Source organism: Diaphorobacter sp. B2A2W2 (assembly GCF_056730635.1).
The window spans coordinates 81,122-100,102 of sequence record NZ_JBWZOR010000003.1 but is presented as its reverse complement, the minus strand read 5'-3'; the positions used below and the strand labels follow the sequence as shown (position 1 = coordinate 100,102).

General features: G+C 67.3%; 11 protein-coding genes. 4 read left to right on the top strand and 7 right to left on the bottom strand.

The window, feature by feature from the left end; genetic code table 11:
- Nucleotides 1–5: 5 nt before the first annotated feature.
- The 6 genes from AC1PPL_RS06545 to AC1PPL_RS06520 form a co-directional block, all read right to left on the bottom strand.
- Nucleotides 6–3,794, bottom strand: coding sequence for a nitrate reductase subunit alpha (locus tag AC1PPL_RS06545; RefSeq protein ID WP_454536146.1), 3,789 nt, complete (start codon nucleotides 3,792–3,794; stop codon nucleotides 6–8).
- Between the two features lie 36 nt (nucleotides 3,795–3,830).
- Nucleotides 3,831–5,276 carry a NarK family nitrate/nitrite MFS transporter gene (locus tag AC1PPL_RS06540; RefSeq protein ID WP_012655469.1) on the bottom strand — a complete coding sequence of 482 codons (1,446 nt, stop codon included), beginning with the start codon at nucleotides 5,274–5,276 and terminating at the stop codon, nucleotides 3,831–3,833.
- A 19-nt stretch (nucleotides 5,277–5,295) separates the two neighbouring features.
- Complete coding sequence (locus tag AC1PPL_RS06535) at nucleotides 5,296–6,603, bottom strand: MFS transporter (protein ID WP_123674875.1); 1,308 nt, start codon at nucleotides 6,601–6,603, stop codon at nucleotides 5,296–5,298.
- Between the two features lie 146 nt (nucleotides 6,604–6,749).
- A complete protein-coding gene (locus AC1PPL_RS06530; RefSeq protein WP_123674874.1) occupies nucleotides 6,750–7,421 on the bottom strand; it encodes a response regulator in 672 nt (223 codons plus the stop codon).
- Nucleotides 7,418–9,334 carry a type IV pili methyl-accepting chemotaxis transducer N-terminal domain-containing protein gene (locus AC1PPL_RS06525; RefSeq protein ID WP_479972922.1) on the bottom strand — a complete coding sequence of 639 codons (1,917 nt, stop codon included), beginning with the start codon at nucleotides 9,332–9,334 and terminating at the stop codon, nucleotides 7,418–7,420. Before AC1PPL_RS06525 ends, AC1PPL_RS06530 begins: the two co-directional genes overlap by 4 nt.
- A gap of 170 nt (nucleotides 9,335–9,504) precedes the next feature.
- Nucleotides 9,505–11,943 carry an adenosylcobalamin-dependent ribonucleoside-diphosphate reductase gene (locus AC1PPL_RS06520; protein ID WP_288012293.1) on the bottom strand — a complete coding sequence of 813 codons (2,439 nt, stop codon included), beginning with the start codon at nucleotides 11,941–11,943 and terminating at the stop codon, nucleotides 9,505–9,507.
- A gap of 290 nt (nucleotides 11,944–12,233) precedes the next feature.
- On the opposite strand from AC1PPL_RS06520, the gene AC1PPL_RS06515 reads away from it, so the two are divergent.
- A complete protein-coding gene (locus AC1PPL_RS06515; RefSeq protein WP_479972921.1) occupies nucleotides 12,234–13,088 on the top strand; it encodes a ChaN family lipoprotein in 855 nt (284 codons plus the stop codon).
- Between the two features lie 27 nt (nucleotides 13,089–13,115).
- On the opposite strand, the gene AC1PPL_RS06510 is transcribed toward AC1PPL_RS06515, so the two are convergent.
- On the bottom strand, nucleotides 13,116–15,488 hold the full coding sequence (locus AC1PPL_RS06510) for a putative bifunctional diguanylate cyclase/phosphodiesterase (RefSeq protein WP_479972920.1): 2,373 nt from the start codon (nucleotides 15,486–15,488) through the stop codon (nucleotides 13,116–13,118).
- Here AC1PPL_RS06510 and purU point away from each other — a divergent pair, their 5' ends adjacent.
- The 3 genes from purU to AC1PPL_RS06495 all read left to right on the top strand — a co-directional run bounded on the left by purU (nucleotide 15,489) and on the right by AC1PPL_RS06495 (nucleotide 18,942).
- Nucleotides 15,489–16,337 carry a formyltetrahydrofolate deformylase gene (gene purU / locus AC1PPL_RS06505; protein WP_011803889.1) on the top strand — a complete coding sequence of 283 codons (849 nt, stop codon included), beginning with the start codon at nucleotides 15,489–15,491 and terminating at the stop codon, nucleotides 16,335–16,337. It abuts the gene before it with no gap.
- A 24-nt stretch (nucleotides 16,338–16,361) separates the two neighbouring features.
- Nucleotides 16,362–17,282 (top strand): LysR substrate-binding domain-containing protein, encoded by a 921-nt coding sequence (locus AC1PPL_RS06500; RefSeq protein ID WP_012655462.1) that lies wholly within the window; start codon nucleotides 16,362–16,364, stop codon nucleotides 17,280–17,282.
- 175 nt (nucleotides 17,283–17,457) lie between these two features.
- Nucleotides 17,458–18,942 (top strand): FAD-linked oxidase C-terminal domain-containing protein, encoded by a 1,485-nt coding sequence (locus tag AC1PPL_RS06495; RefSeq protein WP_479972919.1) that lies wholly within the window; start codon nucleotides 17,458–17,460, stop codon nucleotides 18,940–18,942.
- The last annotated feature ends 39 nt before the right edge of the window (nucleotides 18,943–18,981 follow it).

The following is an 18,981-nucleotide window of genomic DNA, read 5'->3' as shown; positions in this document are numbered from 1 at the left end:
GTCGCTCAGGCGTGGGCGGCGCTGGTGGATGCCTCGTCGTCCATCCAGTCGACGCGGCGCATCTTGCGCACCAGCACGAACTCGTCGCGGTTGGTGCCGATGGTCCCGTAATAGTTGAAGCCGTAGCTGTACTGCGCGTACCCGCCGATCATGTGCGTGGGCTTCAGCACCACGCGCGTGACGGAGTTGTGGATGCCGCCGCGCGTGCCCGTGATCTCCGAGCCCGGGGTGTTGATGATCTTTTCCTGCGCGTGGTACATGAGCACCATGCCCGGGTTCACGCGCTGGCTGACCACCGCACGTGCCGCAATGGCGCCGTTGGCGTTGAACAGCTCCACCCAGTCGTTGTCCACGATGCCGCCGCGCTTGGCGTCGTCCTCGCTGAGCCAGATCACCGGGCCGCCGCGGTTGAGCGTGAGCATGTGCAGGTTGTCGCTGTACGTGCTGTGGATGCCCCACTTCTGGTGCGGCGTGATGAAGTTCAGCGCGATCTCGGGATTGCCGTTGGGCATCTTGCCCTCGACCTCGTGCAGTGCCTTCAGGTGCACCGGCGGACGGTAGCTCACGAAGCCCTCGCCAAAGTCGCGCATCCAGGGGTGGTCCTGGTAGAACTGCTGGCGACCGGTGAGGGTGCGCCATGGGATCAGCTCATGCACGTTGGTGTAGCCGGCGTTGTAGCTGACCTTCTCGCTCTCCAGCCCGCTCCAGGTGGGCGAGCTGATGATCTTGCGCGGCTGCGCCTGGATGTCGCGGAAACGGATCTTCTCGTCCTCGCGGTGCAGCGCCAGGTGCACGTGGTCGCGCCCGGTCTGCTTGCCCAGAGCCTCCCAGGCCTTGCAGGCCACGTGGCCGTTGGTCTCGGGGGCGAGCATCATCACCACTTCGGTGGCGTCAATATCGCTCACGATGCGCGGACGGCCCTGCGTGACGCCTTCCTCGCGCACGCGGCCGTTGAGGTCGCCCAGCTGCGCCACTTCGGTCTCGGTGTTCCAGGCAATGCCCTTGCCGCCGTTGCCGACCTTGTCCATCAGCGGGCCCAGGGCCGTGAAGCGCTTGTAGGTGTTGGGGTAGTCGCGCTCGACCACCGTCACCTGCGGAGCGGTCACGCCGGGGATCAGGTCGCACTCGCCGCGCTTCCAGTCCTTCACGCCGTAGGGCTGTGCCAGCTCGGCCGGGGTGTCGTGCATGATCGGCGTGAGTACGACTTCCTTTTCCACGCCCAGGTGGCCCACGCAGACTTCGCTGAAGGCCTTGGCGAAGCCCTTGTAGATCTCCCAGTCGCTGCGCGACTGCCACGCAGGGTCGACGGCTGCCGACAGCGGGTGGATGAAGGGGTGCATGTCGCTGGTGTTGAGGTCGTTCTTCTCGTACCACGTCGCCGTGGGCAGCACGATGTCCGAATACAGGCAAGTCGTGCTCATGCGGAAGTCCAACGTCACCAGCAGGTCCAGCTTGCCTTCGGGCGCCTGGGCATGCCACTTCACCTCGGTGGGCTTGGCCTCGTCCTTGCCCAGGTCCTTGCCCTGCACGCCGTTGGTGGTGCCCAGCAGGTGCTTGAGGAAGTACTCATGCCCCTTGCCCGACGAGCCCAGGATGTTGGAGCGCCACACAAACATGTTGCGCGGCCAGTTCATCGGGTTGTCGGGGTCCTCGCAGCTCAGCGTGAGCGAGCCGTTCTTGAGCGACTGCACCACGTAGTCCTTGGCGTCCAGCCCCTTGGCGGCGGCATCCCGCACCACTTGCAGCGGGTTGGTCTGCAGCTGCGGCGCGCTGGGCAACCAGCCCATGCGCTCGGAGCGCACGTTGAAATCAATCATCGAACCCTGGTAGGCCTTGGCATCCGCCAGGGGCGATAGCACTTCCTCGACGCCCAGTTTTTCGTAGCGCCACTGGTCGGTGTGGGCGTAGAAGAAGCTGGTGGAGTTCTGCTGGCGCGGCGGGCGGATCCAGTCCAGCGCGAAGGCCAGCGCGGTCCAGCCCGTCTGCGGCCGCAGCTTTTCCTGGCCCACGTAGTGCGACCAGCCGCCGCCGCTCTGGCCGATACAGCCGCACATCATCAGCATGTTGATGATGCCGCGGTAGTTCATGTCGCAGTGGTACCAGTGGTTCATGGCCGCGCCGATGATCACCATGGACTTGCCGTGGGTCTTGTCGGCGTTGTCGGCAAACTGGCGCGCGATGGCGATCACCTGGTCGCGCGGCACGCCGGTAATGCTCTCCTGCCACGCCGGGGTATAGGGGGCGTTGGCGTCATAGCCTCCGTCCTTCTCCTCGCCCTGCAGGCCGCGCAGGATGCCGTAGTTGGCCACCTGCAGGTCGAACACCGTGGCCACGGCCACGCGGCCCTGCACGCCCTCGCCCTGCAGGTCGAGGTGGGTGATGGGCACGCGGCGCACGATCACGTCGCCGCCCTGGTCGTTGGCCTCGAAGTTGGGTGTCTCGATGCCGCCGAAGTACGGGAAGGCGACATCGGTCACCTGGTGCTCTTGCGCCCCGTCTTCCAGCACCGACAGCTTCAGCTGCACGTCGTTGCCCGTGCGCGCCTCCTTGGACTCCAGGTTCCACAGGCCCTGGTCGTCACGGCCGTCCTTGCCCCAGCGGAAGCCGATGGAGCCATTGGGCAGCGCCACCTTGCCGTCGGTACCGTAGGCCACGGTCTTCCAGTCGGGGTGGTTGGTCTGGCCCAGCTTGTCGCCGAAGTCGCTGGCGCGCACATAGCGGTCGGGGACCATCACCGTGCGGCCATCCGGCAGCGTCTTCTCCTTGAGCACCACCAGCAGCGGCAGGTCGGTGTAGCGGCGCGCGTAGTCGTCGAAATACGCCGAGCGCTTGTCGAAGTAGAACTCCTTAAGGATCACGTGGCCCATGGCCATGGCCACGGCGGCGTCGGTGCCTTGCTTGGGGTGCAGCCACAGGTCCGCCAGCTTGGCCACCTCGGAGTAATCGGGCGTCACGGCCACGACCTTGGCGCCCTTGTAACGCACTTCGGTGAAGAAGTGCGCATCGGGTGTGCGCGTCTGGGGCACATTGGAACCCCAGGCGATGATGAAGTTGGAGTTGTACCAGTCGGCCGATTCGGGCACGTCGGTCTGCTCGCCCCACACCTGCGGGCTGGACGGCGGCAGGTCACAGTACCAGTCATAGAAGCTCATCGGCACGCCGCCGATCAGGTTCAGGTAGCGGCTGCCGGCAGCGTACGAGATCATAGACATGGCCGGGATCGGCGAGAAGCCGATGATGCGGTCCGGCCCGTGCTTCTTGATGGTGTAGACGTTCGCCGCAGCGATCATCTGGTTGACCTCGTCCCAGGTGCTGCGCACGAAGCCGCCCAGGCCGCGTTGCTTCTGCCATTCGCGGCGCGCGCTGTCGTTCTCGACGATGGCGGCCCAGGCGTCCACGGGGCTCTTGGCGATGGCCAGTGCGGCACGCCAGTGCTTGAGCAGGCGGCCACGCACCATGGGGTATTTCACGCGATTGGCGCTGTACAGGTACCAGCTGTAGCTGGCGCCGCGTGCGCAGCCGCGCGGCTCATGGTTGGGCAGATCGGGACGCGTGCGCGGGTAGTCGGTCTGCTGTGTTTCCCACGTGACGATGCCGCCCTTGACGTAGATCTTCCACGAGCAACTGCCCGTGCAGTTCACACCGTGGGTGGAGCGCACGATCTTGTCGTGCGCCCAGCGGTCGCGATAGGCGTCTTCCCATGTACGGTCTTCGCCGTTGGTCTGGCCGTGGCCCTGCGAGAAGGTTTCGCGCGGCTGCGCAAAGTACGAGAGACGGTCTAGGAAATGGCTCATCGTGGGACTCCTTGGAAATCGTTGTAGTGGCGTGGCTCAGCAGGGCATCTCTGCATGCTTGCGAGAGTAGTACCACCAAGTGATGATGATGCAGAGAACATAGAAAACGGCAAACATCCACAGCGCGAATTCGGGACCGCCCGTCGCGGCGATGGAGCTGCCATAGCTCTTGGGAATGAAAAAGCCCCCGTAGGCGCCCAGCGCTCCGGCGAAACCCACCGCGGCCGCGCCTTCGGTGTTGCCATCCTTGATGGCCTGGGCGCGCGATGCTTCGTCATCGGTGCGCAACTCGCGCAGCTTCTGGGCCAGAAAGATCACGGGGATCATGCGGAAGGTGGAGCCGTTGCCGATGCCGGTGGTGAAGAAGAGCACCAGGAACATCAGGAAGAAGCCCGTGAAGCTGCCTTCAGCCGGGCCAAAGGGCAGCGCAAAACCGCCCGAGCCCTTGGGCAGGAAAAACAGAACACCCACCACGGCCAGCGCCATGACGAGGAAGTTCCAGACCGTGACCCGGGCACCGCCCACCTTGTCGGCCAGCCAGCCGCCGAACGGACGCACCACGGCGCCCACCAGCGGACCCAGCCAGGCGTAGGCCAGGGGGTTGACTTCAGGGAAGAGCGCCTTGATCAGCAGCGGAAAGCCCGCGGCAAAACCGATGAACGAACCGAAGGTGCCCAGGTACAGCACGCACATGATCCAGTTGTGCTTGCGCTTGAAGATGGCCGCCTGCGCGGCGAAGCTGGCACGCGCATCGGCAATGTCGTTCATGCCGAACCAAGCCGCCACCGCGGCCAGTGCGATCCAGGGCACCCAGATGAAGGCGGCGTTCTGCGCCCACACCATTTGCTCCTGGCCATTCTTCACGATGGTCTGGGGCTCCCCGCCAAAGATACCGAAGATGCCTGCCGTAATGACCAGCGGGCTCAGGAACTGCACCACCGACACCCCCAGGTTGCCCAGGCCGGCATTCACACCCAGCGCGGAACCCTTGCGCTCCTTCGGGAAGAAGAAGCTGATGTTGGCCATGCTGGAGCTGAAGTTACCGCCGCCCAGGCCGCACAGCAGCGCCAACAAAAGCATGGTGGGGTAGCTGGTGGTGTTGTCCTGCACCGCATAGCCGATGCCGATGGCGGGGACCAGCAGCGACGCGGTGGACAGCGCAGTCCAGCGGCGGCCGCCGAAGATGGGCACCATGAAGGAATAGAAGATACGCAGCGTGGCGCCGGACAGCGCCGGGGCGGCAGCCAGCCAGAACAGCTGGTTGGTCGAATACTTGAAACCCAGTGCCGGCAAGTTCACGGCGACCACACTCCAGACCTGCCAGATGGCGAAGGCCAGGAACAGTGCGGGCACCGAGATCCAGAGATTGATCTTGGCGACAGCCTCGCCCTCTCGCGCCCAGAAGGACTTGTCCTCGGGGGTCCAGAGCGTGAGCACCCGGCCTTTGCGGCCGCTGCCTTGCGAAACGGTGTTGGTGGACATGTGGGATCTCCGGTGGGGATCAGTGGGCAGCCGGGGCGGCGTTGTGAGACTTCATCACGTCGGTGCGGCGCACCTCGGTGAAATACATCCAGATCAACGAAACCCATACCACGCCGTACATCAGCATGAAGGCACTGGAGCGGATGCCCGTCCAGTCCATGAGCATGCCGAACAGGATGGGCAGGATGAAGCCGCCCATGCCGCCCGCTAGGCCCACGATGCCGCTGATGGCGCCGATGTTCTTGGGGTAGTCGTCGCTGATGTACTTGAATACGCTGGCCTTGCCGAAAGCCCAGGCGATGCCCAGGACGAACATCAGCGCGGTGAACATGTATACGTTCAAGCCGACGTGCAGGGTGGTGGGTCCGTTGACGGTCTGGATGGTGAAGTCGGTCTGCGGGTAGGACAGCAGGAACAGGCAGATCCAGCTCACCCACATCACCCACCAGGTCACGGAGTGCGCCCCGAACTTGTCGGACAGCACGCCACCGATGGCGCGCAGCACGCCGCCCGGCAGCGAGAAGCAGGCCGCCAGCAGCGCCGCCACACGGATGTCAAGGCCGTACTCACCGACGTAGTACTGCACCATCCACAGGGAAAGCGCCACATAGCCACCGAACACGATGCTGTAGTACTGGCAGTACTTGAGCACCTTGGGGTCCTTCAGTGCCTTGAGCTGTTCGCCAAAGGACACGTTGCTGGGTACTAGGTGTGCCGGGTCGCTGTGGCTGAACAGCCAGAACAGCACCAGCGTACCGAGCATGATGGCGGCATACACATGCGGCACGGCCGCCCACCCGAAGGCCACCAGGATCACGGGCGCCACGAACTTGTTCACGGCCGCGCCCGAGTTGCCCGCGCCATACACGCCCATGGCCGTGCCCTGGCGGTGCTTAGGGAACCACCGGGCCACGTAGGGCGTACCGACCGAGAACGAACCGCCGGCCAAACCGACGAACAGGCCGATCACGAGGAAATGCCAGTATTCGGTGGCGTAACCCATCATCCAGATGGCGGGAACGGTGGCGGCCATGAGCAACGCCATCACGATGCGGCCGCCGTAGCGGTCGGTCCAGATACCCAGCGGCACGCGCACCAGCGAGCCCGTGAGCACGGGCATGGCCGTGAGCAGGCCGAACTGGGTGGAGCTGAGGTTCAGCATCTTCTTGATCGGGATCCCGATGACGCCGAACATCATCCAGACCATGAAGCAGACGGTGAAGGCGAGCGTGCTGACGATGAGCACTGACCAGGCTTTGCGGGTATGGCGTGGATCTTCGCCGACGGTTGAGGCGCTCGGCGCGGCGCGCTGGGGCAGTTGAGCCATTGCAGATGTCCTCTCTTGGGTACGGTGCAATGGTCCCGCAACTGGCCGTGCCTGCACATCCTTCGCTGGGACACCGCGGGCGGTGCAAAAGGACGAGGGCGGCCTATGCCGCCCTACTCCCTAAGAACTATGCCGGGCTCTGGGGGTTATTCCGTGAGGCGGTGGCGGTCCGAGGCGTAGACCGCCGCCTGCACGCGCGAGGACAGTCCCAGCTTGCGCAGAATGTGCTGCACATGGATCTTCACGGTGGTCTCGGCAATGTCGAGCGCACGTGCGATTTCCTTGTTGCTGAGACCGCGCGCAATCTCGCGCAACACGTCTTCTTCGCGCGGCGACAGCACCGACACGGGCTCTTCCTCTTCGGGCAGGGGCTCGGGCGTGGGCGCCCCCTGGGACTGGAACGCCGCCACCAGCTTGCCCATCATTTCGGGGCTGACCACCGGCTCGCCGCGTGCGGCCCGCCGTATCGCCTGCGCAAGCAGGTCACCGTCAATGGTCTTGAGCAGATACCCCTGCGCGCCGTTGCGCAAGGCGGCCGCCAGGTCCTGTCCATCCTCGCTCACCGTGAGCATCAACACGCGGCTGCCCTGCGACGCCTCGCGCAGGCCGGCGATGGCGTCCACGCCGCGCACACCGGGCAGGTGGTTGTCCAGCAGGATCACGTCGGGGCGCAGCGCAGGCAGCAGACGCAATGCCTCCGCGGCGTCCCCGGCCTCGCCCACCACGCGCAGGTCCGGCTGCTGGGACAGCAGCGCCACCAGTCCGCGGCGCAGCAAGGTGTGGTCATCGATCAGGAAAAGCGTGGTGGGAGCATTCATGCGGCGGCGGAAGAAACAAGGGAGAGGGGCAACGCAGGCTCCTCGCGGGTGGTTGGTGGCAGCTCCAGGATTACGCAGGTGCCACCGCCCCCGGGGCGCGAAACCAGCTCCAGATGCGCACCGATGCGCTGCGCGCGTTCACGCATGATGCCCAGGCCCACGTGCAGCGAATCGGGTGGCACGCTGTCCGGGTCGAACCCGCGGCCATCGTCCTGCACCTCGAAGCGCCAGCGGGGGTGGCGCTGCACCCGCAGCTCCACGCGGCGTGCATCGGCGTGCTTGCGCACGTTGGACAAGGCCTCCTGCAGGATGTGCAGCACCTGGATCTGCACGTCCTGCGCCAGCGGCAGGCCGTGCCCCGCCATGCTCAGCGCCGTGGCCGCGCCGGTCTGGTGTTCGAACTTCGAGAGCGTGGCGCGCAGCGCCGCTTCGATGTCCTCGTCCTGCGTGCGCGTGCGAAAGTGCACCAGCAGCTCACGCACGTCGGCATAGCATTCGCGCACACCGGTATCCAGCTCCGCCATGCTGCGGTCACGCGCCTCGGTGTTGCCCTTCGCCACCGCGTCGCGCAGCAGCTGGGTTTGGATCTTGAGAAAGGCCAGCGACTGCGCGATGGAGTCGTGCAATTCGCGCGCAATGAGGCTGCGCTCCTGCGCCACCGCTGCCTCGCGCTCCAGCGCCGAGGCGCGCAGGCTTTCCATGGAAGTGGCCAAGTGGTGCGCCATGGTGGACAGCAGTTCGCGCATCTCCGCCGACAGCTCCAGCGGACTGCGATACAGCAGCGTCACCTCGCCCAACAGGCGCTGGTGCATCTGCACCGGGATACTCACCACCGTCTCGAAGCCGGCCTCGCGGCAATGCGGCAACTGCAGGCCCCCGGCAGGCATGATCGGAATCACACGCATGCGCGCCTGGCCCTGCGCCTGTCCGCATTCGCAGGCGCCGGTGACCACGCAGTGCTCGTGTTCCACCAGCGACTGGGGCAGCCCGTCGGAGGCCAGCAGCACGTAGCGCTCGTTGGCTTCGTCCGACCAGCGCACGGCCGCCGCGTCGCACCCCGCCACGCGGCGGATCTGCTGCACGAAACCCTGGGTCAACTCTTCCAGGCTCCCCGCCTCCGCCGCAAGGGCGCTGACCGCATACAACGCCGCCAGGCGCTGGTTGCGCACTTCGATGGTGGCGGTCTTTTCGCGCACCTTGCGCTCCAGGTCCTCGTGCGAGGTCTGCAGCGCATGGGCCATGAGGTTGAAACCCGCCGTCAGCTGGCCGAACTCGTCGTCGGCTTCCACCTCCAGGCGCGTGCCCAGGTCGCCCTTGCGCAGCCGCGCCAGGGCCTGTTGCAGCCGCGTGACGGGGTTGAGTACGAGCAGGTAGCTCAACGCCATGAAGGCCACAGCCGAGCCGATGGCCAACGCCACCATGAACAGGTGGAACAGATGCAGCACCGCCGTGAGGCGCACGATCTGGATCTCGATGGCCTCGACGAAGCTGTCCAGGTCCAGCACGAAGGCATCGGCGCGCGCCACGGCCGCGGCGGTGCTTTCATAGCGCGCGGCGGCTTTCCAGTCGTTTTCGATGAGCAGCCACTGCCGCCGGATGTGTTCGTAGCGCTCGCGCGTGTCATCGCTCCAGGGCACGAACAGCGGCCGGGCGGGGTCACCCGTGCGCAGCAACTCCAGCCCTTCGTTGAAGCGCGTTTCCAGCCGCGCGAATTCCTGGGGCGACTCGTTCTGCTGGGCCAGCACCATGCGCAGCATGTTCATGCGCAGGCGACCCGCCTCGTTCACCGCAGCGGCGCCCCCCTCCAACTTCCAGGTCACCCACAGCGTGAAGCCGATGGATGCCAGCGCCACCAGCAGGAACACCGTGCCCATGGCCAGCAGCTTGGTGGACAGCGTGGACTTGTTGCGCATGGCGGCAGTGTAGGCACGCGCTTTTGAAATGTCTTGATGGAAGTCAAGTTTGCTCAAGCCTACGGCCGCGGCATACAAGCAAAACCATGCTTCCGCGCGCTACCATCAAGCGCAAACAGCTATCATATTGATAGTGAACGCCCTGATGTTGCCAGGGCGTTCCGGTCTGCTCAGCCGCAGCTGCCCAGGGCGCCGCACTGGGTGCAGTAGTCGCAGCCGTCCTTGCGGATCACGGCGTGGGCACCGCACTCATTGCACTTCTTGCCGGCCATGGCCGGAGGCATGCCGGTCGCGGGCGCTGCGGCGGGCTCGTCCAGCGGCAGCACCTGCTGCTGCGGCATGGCACGTTGGGCCAGGATGTTCTGCACGGCATACGCGATGGCGGCCACCTCGGAGTCGTGCCACAGCGGCACGTGGGTGCCGTCGGCCTTCTGGTGCGTGCCCAGGCGCACGGGGCCGCGGTCCCAGGCCACCTTGCGCATGTCGGACAGCGCGCGCTCCAGGAAGCCGCCGCGCGCGGCCAGCGACAGCAGGCGCATGCTGGAGGTGATCCACTGCTGCGATTCGCCGCTCTGCCCCACGGGCATGAAGAACTCGATGGCGCGGTCCACCGTGCCGCCGCGCCCGTCAGGCACGGGCAGGAAGGAGACGATCAGGTACAGCGTCTTGTGGCCTTCCTGCGTCCAGTACTCCAGCTTCTCCGCCACGGCCGACAGGCCGCCCGTGGGACGGCTCTCGATCATGGTGCGCATGGGGTCCACCACCGGGGCGGGCGCGGCCTCGGGTGCGGCGGCGGGGGCCGGCGCTGCGGCGGGCGTGACTTCCAGCACGGCGCCCAGGATGCTGTTGGGCCGGTAGGTGGCCAGGCCCTTCAGGCCCGAGTGCCAGGCCTGCATGTACAGGCCCTTGAAATCGGCGTAGGGGTAGTCCTCGGGCACGTTCACGGTCTTGGAGATCGCCGTGTCCACGAAGGGCTGCACGGCCTCCATCATGGCCACGTGGTCGGCGGCCGCCATGTCCATGGCGCTCACGAAGTACGCAGGCAGATGGTTCACGTCGCCGCCCAGCGTCTTGTACAGACGCCAGGCGTAGTCCTCCACCACGTACTCGCTCTTGCTGCCGTCGGCCTCGCGCTTGCGGCGCGTGTAGCTCCAGGAGAACGGCGGCTCGATGCCGTTGGAGGCGTTGTCGGCGAAAGCCAGACTCACCGTGCCCGTGGGCGCGATGGACAGCAGGTGGCTGTTGCGGATGCCGTGCTTGCGGATGGCCTTCTGGATGTCCGCGGGCAGGCGGCTGGCGAAGGTGCCCTTGGCCAGGTAGCCATCGGCATCGAACTTGGGGAATGCGCCCTTTTCCTTGGCCAGTTCCACCGACGCGCGGTAGGCCGCGTTGCGCATGCGCTCGGCGATCTGTACTGCCATGTCGCGCCCTTCCTGGCGGTCGTAGCGCTTGCACAGCATGGCGAGAGTGTTGCCCATGCCCGTGAAGCCCACGCCGATGCGGCGCTTGGCCGCCGACTCGGCCTGCTGCTGCGGCAGGGGCCAGAAGGTCACGTCCAGCACGTTGTCCAGCGCGCGCACCTGGGTGGCCACGGCCTGCTCGAAGGCATCGAAGTCGAACGACGCCTCGCCATGCAGCCCGAACGGGTTGCGCACGAAGCGTGTGAGGATGATCGGGCCCAGGTCGCAGCAGCCGTAGGGCGGCAGCGGCTGCTCGCCACACGGGTTGGTCGCCTGGATGGTCTCCGTGTAGTGCAGGTTGTTGTCGGTGTTGATCTGGTCCAGGAACAGGATGCCGGGCTCAGCGAAGTCGTAAGCCGACTTCATGATCGTGTCCCACAACTCGCGCGCGCGCACCGTGCGGTACACCCACTGGCCGTCGGCACGCTGGTGTGCGCCCTGGGCCTGCAACTCCGCACCGGGCGCGGCGCCATGCACCAGCTCCCAATCACGGTCCTGCTCCACCGCCTCCATGAAGGCATCGGGCACGCCCACGGACACATTGAAATTGTTCCAGCGGCCCGGCGTACGCTTGGCGGTGATGAAGTCCAGCACGTCCGGGTGGTCGATGCGCAGCACGCCCATCTGCGCGCCGCGGCGCGCGCCCGCACTCTCCACCGTGGAGCAGGACTGGTCGAAGACGTTGATGTAACTGCAGGGGCCCGAGGCCATGGAGGCCGTGCCCTTCACCAGCGCGCCGCGCGGGCGGATGCGCGAGAAGTCGTAGCCCACGCCGCCGCCGCGGCGCATGGTCTCGGCGGCCTCGCGCAAGGCCTCGTAGATGCCGGGGTAGCCCGCATCGTCCACGCCCTGGATGCAGTCGCCCACGGGCTGCACGAAGCAGTTGATGAGGGTGGCCTGGATGTCGGTGCCGGCAGCGCTCATGATGCGCCCCGCCCCGATGGCGCCGGCACGCAGGTTGTCCAGGAAGCGCGCCTCCAGGGCCTGGCGCATGTCCTCGCGCTCGACCGAGGCCAACGCCCGCGCCACGCGGCGGAACAGATCCTCGACATCGCTCTCGCCGTCTTTGAAGTATTTCTCCTTCAGCACATCCATGCTGATGGGTTGTGTAGACAGGGCGGGGGCAAGGTCGGTGATTTCACGCTGCATGGAAGGGGCTCCGAAAGGATCTAACTGACGTGCACGCCGCGACCCAAGCGCGGCGGCAATTCTCGATTTTCACACCGCGCGGGACGCTTCGCCGCGAACCTTACATGAAGACCCTGCGAAGTCGTTGTCGCCTCGGCGGTCACGCGGCCGTGCAGCCTAGTTGCGCTCTCCGTTTCCTGTAGCACGCCAGCCGCCCGTGGCGCGGCCCGCCGCAAATTACGGCCCAAAGCGCTCCTCATGCAAGTCACATTTACGCCCGGTTGCAATGCCGCCACGTCCTACCATTGGGCATGCCAATCCTACCGCTGTACCGCTTTCTGCTCGCCACGCTGGCTCTGGCATTCGCCGCCGGCTGTACCACACTTCTGGAGCAGTCGGCACCAACCACCGCGGGCAACGCCGCCTGGGACGCCCAACTGGAGCGCTGGCCGCCCGTGGACGCCCTGCTGCTGGGCGAGCAGCATGACGCCGCCGCCCACCAGCAGTGGCAGCGGCACACGGTCCAGTGGCTCGCCGCGCGCCAGCGCCTTGCGGCCCTGGTGTTGGAGATGGCGCCCGAAGGCGCGGGCACCGATGGCCTGCCGCCGGACGCGGACGCTGCCCAGGTGCGCGCCGCGCTGCAATGGGATGAACAGGCCTGGCCCTGGGACCGCTATGCGCCGGTGGTGATGGCTGCCGTGGCCGCGGGCGTGCCGGTGCGCGGCGGTAACCTGCCGCGCAGCCAGATGCCGCAAGCCATGCGCGACACCGCGCTGGACACGCACTTGCCTCCCGCCGCGCTGGCGCGCCAGCGCACCGCGATCGAGGAGGGCCACTGCGGCTTGGTGCCGGCGCAGCGGCTGATGCCCATGGTGCGCATTCAGTTGGCGCGGGACGCCCGCATGGCGCGCGCAGTGCAGGCCGCCCACCGCCCCGGCCGCACGGTATTGCTGGTGGCGGGCTTCGGCCATGTGCAGCGCAGCCTGGGCGTGCCCACGTGGCTGCCGAGTGATTTCACATCAAAAGTGGCAATAGCCCAAGCTGGACAAGCGCGAGTAGCTATTGAAAGTGAAGCGGATTACGTCCACCGCACACCGGCGCTGACGCCCCACGACCCGTGCGCGGAGCTGCGCGAGCGCTGGCCCGGCCCGCCGCCCGCGCCGTAGCGGACGCTGGCCCCAGCCCGCGCTCGCTCAGCCCGCCATGCCGTTGTGCGCCTTCAGCAGCCGGGCGAACTCCTCCGCCGGCAGGGGGCGGCTGCACAGGTGGCCCTGGTAGGCGTCGCAGCCGCGCTCGCGCAGGAACGCCAGCTGCTGCGGCGTCTCCACCCCCTCGGCCAGCACCGACAGCCCCAGGCTGTGCCCCATGGCAACGATGGCGGCGCTGATGGCCATGTCGTCGGCGCTGCGGGGAATGTCGCGGATGAAGCCCTGATCGATCTTGAGCACGTCGATGGGAAAGCGCTTGAGGTGCGCCAGGGACGAATAGCCGGTGCCGAAGTCGTCCACCGCCATGCGCACGCCCAGCTGCTGCAGGCGTTGCAGCACGGCGCGGATCTCGTCGGGCCGCTCGGCCAGCACGGACTCGGTCAGTTCCAGCTCCAGGCAGCGGGCCGGGAAGCCGCTGGCCTTGAGCGCCTCGGCGGCGCAGGCGGCCACGTCGGTCAACTGGAACTGGCGCGGCGAGAGGTTGATGGCCAGGCGGATCTCCGGCAGGCCGTCGGCGCGCCAGCGTTGGCCCTGCTCGCAGGCGGCGCGCATCACCCACTGGCCCAGCGGGCCGATCACGCCCGAGGTCTCGGCCACGGGGATGAAGCGCGCGGGCGAGATCATGCCCTCCTGCGGGTCCAGCCAGCGCACCAGCGCCTCGGCCCCCATGATCCGCCCGGTGGCGATGCATACCTGCGGCTGGTAGTACAGCCGCAGGTGCCCCTGCGCCAGGGCCACGCGCAGCCGCGCCTCGATCTCCAGGCGCTCGCGCGCGGCCTGAATCAGCGATTCGTCAAAGAAGCAATACGCGCCGCGCCCGCGGGCCTTGGCGCCGTACACCGAGGAATGCGCGCCCTGCAGCAGCGCCTCGGTGGTCCGCGCATGCCCAGGGAACATGCAGATGCCCACGCTCACGCCCACCACCACCTCAATGCCATCGGGCGTGCGCCAGGGCGTGCTGGCCGCGGCGATCAGGTGCCGCGCCACGGCTGCCGCGCCGTCCGCATGGCGCAGGTGGCGGGCCAGCACGGCGATCTCGTCGCCGGCCAGCCGCCCCAGCAGATCGCCCGGGCGCAGGCTCTGCTCCACCTGGCGGGTGATGTGCCTGAGCACCTCGTCGCCCACGGCGTGGCCGTAGCTGTCGTTCACGTCCTTGAAGCGGTCCAGGTTCAGGAGCAGCAGGGCCATCTGCTCGCCGCTGTCCTGGGCCTGGCGCACGGCGCTGTCGAGCTGCTCGCCGAACCAGGCGCGGTTGGGCAGGCCGGTCAGCGGGTCGCAGTGCGCCAGAAACTCCAGGCGCTGGTGCTGGGCCTTTTCCTCGGAGATGTCGGTGAACATGCACACGTAGTGCGTCACCGCGCCGTCCGCGCCGCGCACGGCCGAGAGCGACATGCGCTCCGGGAACACCTCGCCGTTCTTGCGCCGGTTCCAGATCTCCCCCTGCCAGTGGCCCGTCTGGCGCATGGTGTCCCACATGGCCTCGTAGAACACCGGTCCGTGCCGTCCCGACTTGAACACGCGCGGGTTCTGGCCCAGCAACTCTTCCTCGGTATAGCCCATGAGCCGCGTGACGGCCGGGTTGACCGAGAGGATGCGGCCGTCGGCATCGGTGACCACCACGCCTTCGATGGTGTTGTCCACCACCGTGGCCGCCAGGCGCCAGCGCTGCTCGCTGAGCGCCTGCGCGTCGCGCGCGGCATGCACTTCGCGCAGGGACTGCAGTACGCACACCAGGTGGTCGGGCTCGCTCTCCAGGGCCAGCACATGGCTCACGGTGCACAGCACGGGCAGCTGCGATCCATCGCGCTGGTTGCGGCACCAGCGCTCGCCCTGGTAATGGTCGATCTCGCCGGCGCGCAGCCGCTGCAGTTGCCGCTGTGCCCAATCGCTGTCGTGCGGGCGCACCAGCGTGCGGAAGTCGACCTGCGGCAGCGGCTCGTGCGGCGCCACGCCCAGCCATTCACGCAGGCGTTCATTGGCCCACACCAGGCGGCCGTCCATGCTCAGCCGCGCCATGCCGGCGGGCGCGTGGCGCAGCACCTGCTCCACCCGGCGCGCCAGGGTGCGCCGGCTCCCGCCCCGGCGCCAGCGCAGCAGGAGCCAGCCCAGCAGTGCGCCCGCCAGCACGGCGTCCAGCCCGCTCTTGTACTGCAGCAGGGTCTGCAGCGCCTGCGGCTCCAGGGGCAGGTACTGCAAGGCGGCCGCACCCGCCCAGGCCCAGGCCGCACCCATGGCAACAACGGCCAGCGCCAACATCCAGCGGCCCTGCAGGGGCCTCCACGAGGGCCTGCGGCCCGCGCCTTTACTCAGCAATCCACACTCCTGAAGGGGCCTCGCGTGCTGCGACAATCGCAGCATATGACCCATTCCTACATCCTGACACTGTCCTGCCCCGACCGGCTCGGGCTGGTGCACGCCGTCTCCGGCTTCCTGCTGGACCACGGCGGCAACATCGAGGAAGCCGCTCAGTACAACGACCAGGGCACCGGCCTTTTCTTCATGCGCGTGCAATTCGCATGCGAGTCCACCGACGAAGCCACCCTCAAGGCCGAACTGGCCACCTTTGCCGAAGAGCACAGCATGCGCTGGAGCCTGCATGCCACCAGCGCGGCCATGAAGACCGTGCTGATGGTCAGCAAGGAAGGCCACTGCCTCAACGACCTGCTGTTTCGCTACAAGAGCGGTCTGCTGCCCATCGACATCCGCGCCATCATCAGCAACCACCGCGACTTCTACCAGCTCGCGGCCAGCTACAACATCCCTTTCCACCACATCCCCGTCACCGCCGCCACCAAGGCGCAAGCCGAGGCCAAGCAGTACGAGATCATCCAGGCCGAGGGGGCCGAACTGGTGGTGCTGGCGCGCTACATGCAAGTGCTGTCCAACGACCTGTGCACCAAGCTATCGGGCCGCGCGATCAACATCCACCACAGCTTCCTGCCCAGCTTTAAGGGCGCCAAGCCCTATTACCAGGCGCATGACCGCGGGGTGAAGCTGATTGGCGCTACCGCCCACTACGTGACGGCCGACCTCGACGAGGGGCCGATTATCGAACAAGATGTTACAAGAGCAGATCACACGGATACCGTGGAAGATCTCACCGCCCGCGGGCGGGACACCGAAAGCCAGGTGTTGGCGCGCGCCGTGAAGTGGCACAGCGAGCACCGCGTGCTGCTCAACGGCCACAAGACCGTCGTCTTCCGCTGAACCCGCCCTGCCCCACACGCCGCCATGGCCACGCAATCCCTTTCCATCGCGGCCAAGGCGGCCCTGGACGCCGCCAGCCTGCGGCGCATCCCGCCCATCCAGTGCCTGCTGACCTTCGAGGCGCTGGCGCGCCTGCGCAGCGTGACGCAGACGGCCGATGAGCTGTGCGTCACCCCCAGCGCCGTAAGCCACCGCGTCAAGCAGCTGGAGCAGATCCTGGGCACGCGGCTGTTCGGGCGGGCCGACTTTTCCCTGACCACCGACGGCAGCGCCTATCTGGCCCATGTGCGCGAGGGGCTCACCGCGCTGCAGCGCTTCCCAGGCACGGCAGTGGCCCCGGGCAAGCGCCGGCTGAAGATCGCGGTCACCCCCACCTTCGCGCGCGCCTTGCTCATCCCGCGGCTGCGCCAGTTCACCGAAACCTACCCCGAGATCGACCTGGCCCTGCAGGTCTCCATCCCGCTGCTGGACGTGGTGGCGGAAGACGCGGACCTCGTCGTGCGCTACGGCCCCGGCCACTACGCCGACATGGAGCATGTGGAGATCGCACGTGACGTGCTCACGCCCCTGGCCTCGCCCGGCTTCGTGCGCGAGCACGGCCCCTTCGAGCGTCCCGAGGACCTGGAAGGCCTGCCCCTGCTGCGCAGCCCGCTGGAGCCCTGGCGCAGCTGGTTCGCAGCCGTGGGCCTGGCCTGGGCCGAACCCAACGAAGGCTCGCAATTCAACGACGTGGGCCTGATGTGCGACGCCGCCGCGGCGGGCATGGGCGTGGCCCCGGTACGGCTCAAGCTCGCCGCGCCCTGGCTGGACCAGGGCACGCTGGTACGCCTGTTCGACACCGACGCCCCCAGCCCCTACGCGCACTACCTGTGCTGGCGCACCGGCACCATGGACCGCTGGGAATGCGCGGCCTTCGCGGACTGGCTGCGCCGCACGCTGGGGTAACCCCGCAAGCGGCGCGGCCGTGCGCAAGCCAATTTCTACAAGCCAAATCAGGCTCTAGCGCTTATCCATCAAGCGCCAGTAGCTATTAATAACGCAGCAATTGGCGCAACACGGCTCACGCCCGCCTGCAAGAAAACTCACGCCGCGCGCGCACGCCATGGCCTACAGTCACGCCATGCCCAGCCCCACATCCACCGAACGCGCCCAGCGCCAGGCCGAGGTCGTGCAGGCCCTGTCGGCCTGCGTGCCACAGCATGCGCTGCTCTGGCAGCCCGAGGACACCACGCCTTACGAATGCGACGGCCTCACGGCCTACCGCCAGCGCCCGCTGGTCGTTTGCCTGCCCGAGACGGAAGGCGAAGTGCAGGCCGTGCTGAAGACCTGTCACCGCCTGGGCGTGCCCGTGGTGGCGCGCGGCGCTGGCACGGGCCTGTCGGGCGGCGCCATGCCGCATGCCATGGGCGTGACGCTGTCGCTGGCCAAGTTCAACCGCATCCTGGACCTGGACCCGGTCGCCCGCACGGCGCGCGTGCAGTGCGGCGTGCGCAACCTGGCCATCAGCGAGGCCGCCTCGCCCTACAACCTATATTACGCCCCTGACCCCAGCAGCCAGATCGCCTGCACCATCGGCGGCAACGTGGCCGAGAACTCCGGCGGCGTGCACTGCCTGAAGTACGGCCTGACGGTGCACAACGTGCTGCGCGTGCGCGGCTACACCATGGAGGGCGAGCCCATCACCTTCGGCAGCGAGGCGTTGGACGCACCCGGCTACGACCTGCTGGCCGCCGTGATCGGCAGCGAGGGCATGCTGGCCGTGGCATTGGAGGTCACCGTCAAGCTGGTGCCCAAGCCGCAGTTGGCGCGCTGCATCATGGCCAGCTTTGACGACGTGCGCAAAGCCGGCGACGCCGTGGCCGCGGTGATCGCCGCCGGCATCATCCCGGCCGGCCTGGAGATGATGGACAAGCCCATGACCGCCGCCGTGGAGGACTTCGTCAAGGCCGGCTACGACCTGACGGCCGAGGCCATCCTGCTGTGCGAGTCCGACGGCACGCCCGAGGAGGTGGAGGAAGAGATCGCGCGCATGAGCGAGGTGCTGCGCGGCTCGGGCGCCACGGCCATCTCGGTCAGCACCAGCGAGGAAGAGCGCATGCGCTTTTGGAGCGGGCGCAAGAACGCCTTCCCCGCCAGCGGCCGCATCAGTCCCGACTACATGTGCATGGACTCCACCATCCCACGCAAGCGCCTGGCGGACATCCTGCTCGCCATCCAGGAGATGGAGAAGAAATACCAGCTGCGCTGCTGCAACGTGTTCCACGCGGGCGACGGCAACCTGCACCCGCTGATCCTGTTCGATGCCAACGACCCCGACCAGCTGCACCGCTGCGAGCTGTTCGGCGCCGACATTCTGGAAACCAGCGTGGCCATGGGCGGCACCGTGACGGGTGAGCACGGCGTGGGGGTGGAAAAGCTCAACTCCATGTGCGCGCAGTTCACCGTGGAGGAGAACGCGCAGATGTTCGCGCTCAAGGAGGCGTTCGACCCGCAGGGCCTGCTCAACCCCGGCAAGGTGATCCCGACGCTGAACCGCTGCGCCGAGTACGGCAAGATGCTGGTGCGCAACGGCAAGATGAGCCACGCCAACCTGCCGCGCTTCTGACGGCCACCACGCGCGCTCGCGCCCTGGGCTGACAGCGCG

Bases quoted from the DNA above. Each gene is read 5' to 3' on its own strand.
- AC1PPL_RS06545 (WP_454536146.1), bottom strand. From the start codon at position 3,794: ATGAGCCATTTCCTAGACCGTCTCTCGTACTTTGCGCAGCCGCGCGAA.
- AC1PPL_RS06535 (WP_123674875.1), bottom strand. From the start codon at position 6,603: ATGGCTCAACTGCCCCAGCGCGCCGCGCCGAGCGCCTCAACCGTCGGC.
- AC1PPL_RS06525 (WP_479972922.1), bottom strand. From the start codon at position 9,334: ATGCGCAACAAGTCCACGCTGTCCACCAAGCTGCTGGCCATGGGCACG.
- AC1PPL_RS06515 (WP_479972921.1), top strand. From the start codon at position 12,234: ATGCCAATCCTACCGCTGTACCGCTTTCTGCTCGCCACGCTGGCTCTG.
- AC1PPL_RS06520 (WP_288012293.1), bottom strand. From the start codon at position 11,943: ATGCAGCGTGAAATCACCGACCTTGCCCCCGCCCTGTCTACACAACCC.
- AC1PPL_RS06530 (WP_123674874.1), bottom strand. From the start codon at position 7,421: ATGAATGCTCCCACCACGCTTTTCCTGATCGATGACCACACCTTGCTG.
- AC1PPL_RS06510 (WP_479972920.1), bottom strand. From the start codon at position 15,488: ATGCTGCGATTGTCGCAGCACGCGAGGCCCCTTCAGGAGTGTGGATTG.
- purU (WP_011803889.1), top strand. From the start codon at position 15,489: ATGACCCATTCCTACATCCTGACACTGTCCTGCCCCGACCGGCTCGGG.
- AC1PPL_RS06540 (WP_012655469.1), bottom strand. From the start codon at position 5,276: ATGTCCACCAACACCGTTTCGCAAGGCAGCGGCCGCAAAGGCCGGGTG.
- AC1PPL_RS06495 (WP_479972919.1), top strand. From the start codon at position 17,458: ATGCCCAGCCCCACATCCACCGAACGCGCCCAGCGCCAGGCCGAGGTC.
- AC1PPL_RS06500 (WP_012655462.1), top strand. From the start codon at position 16,362: ATGGCCACGCAATCCCTTTCCATCGCGGCCAAGGCGGCCCTGGACGCC.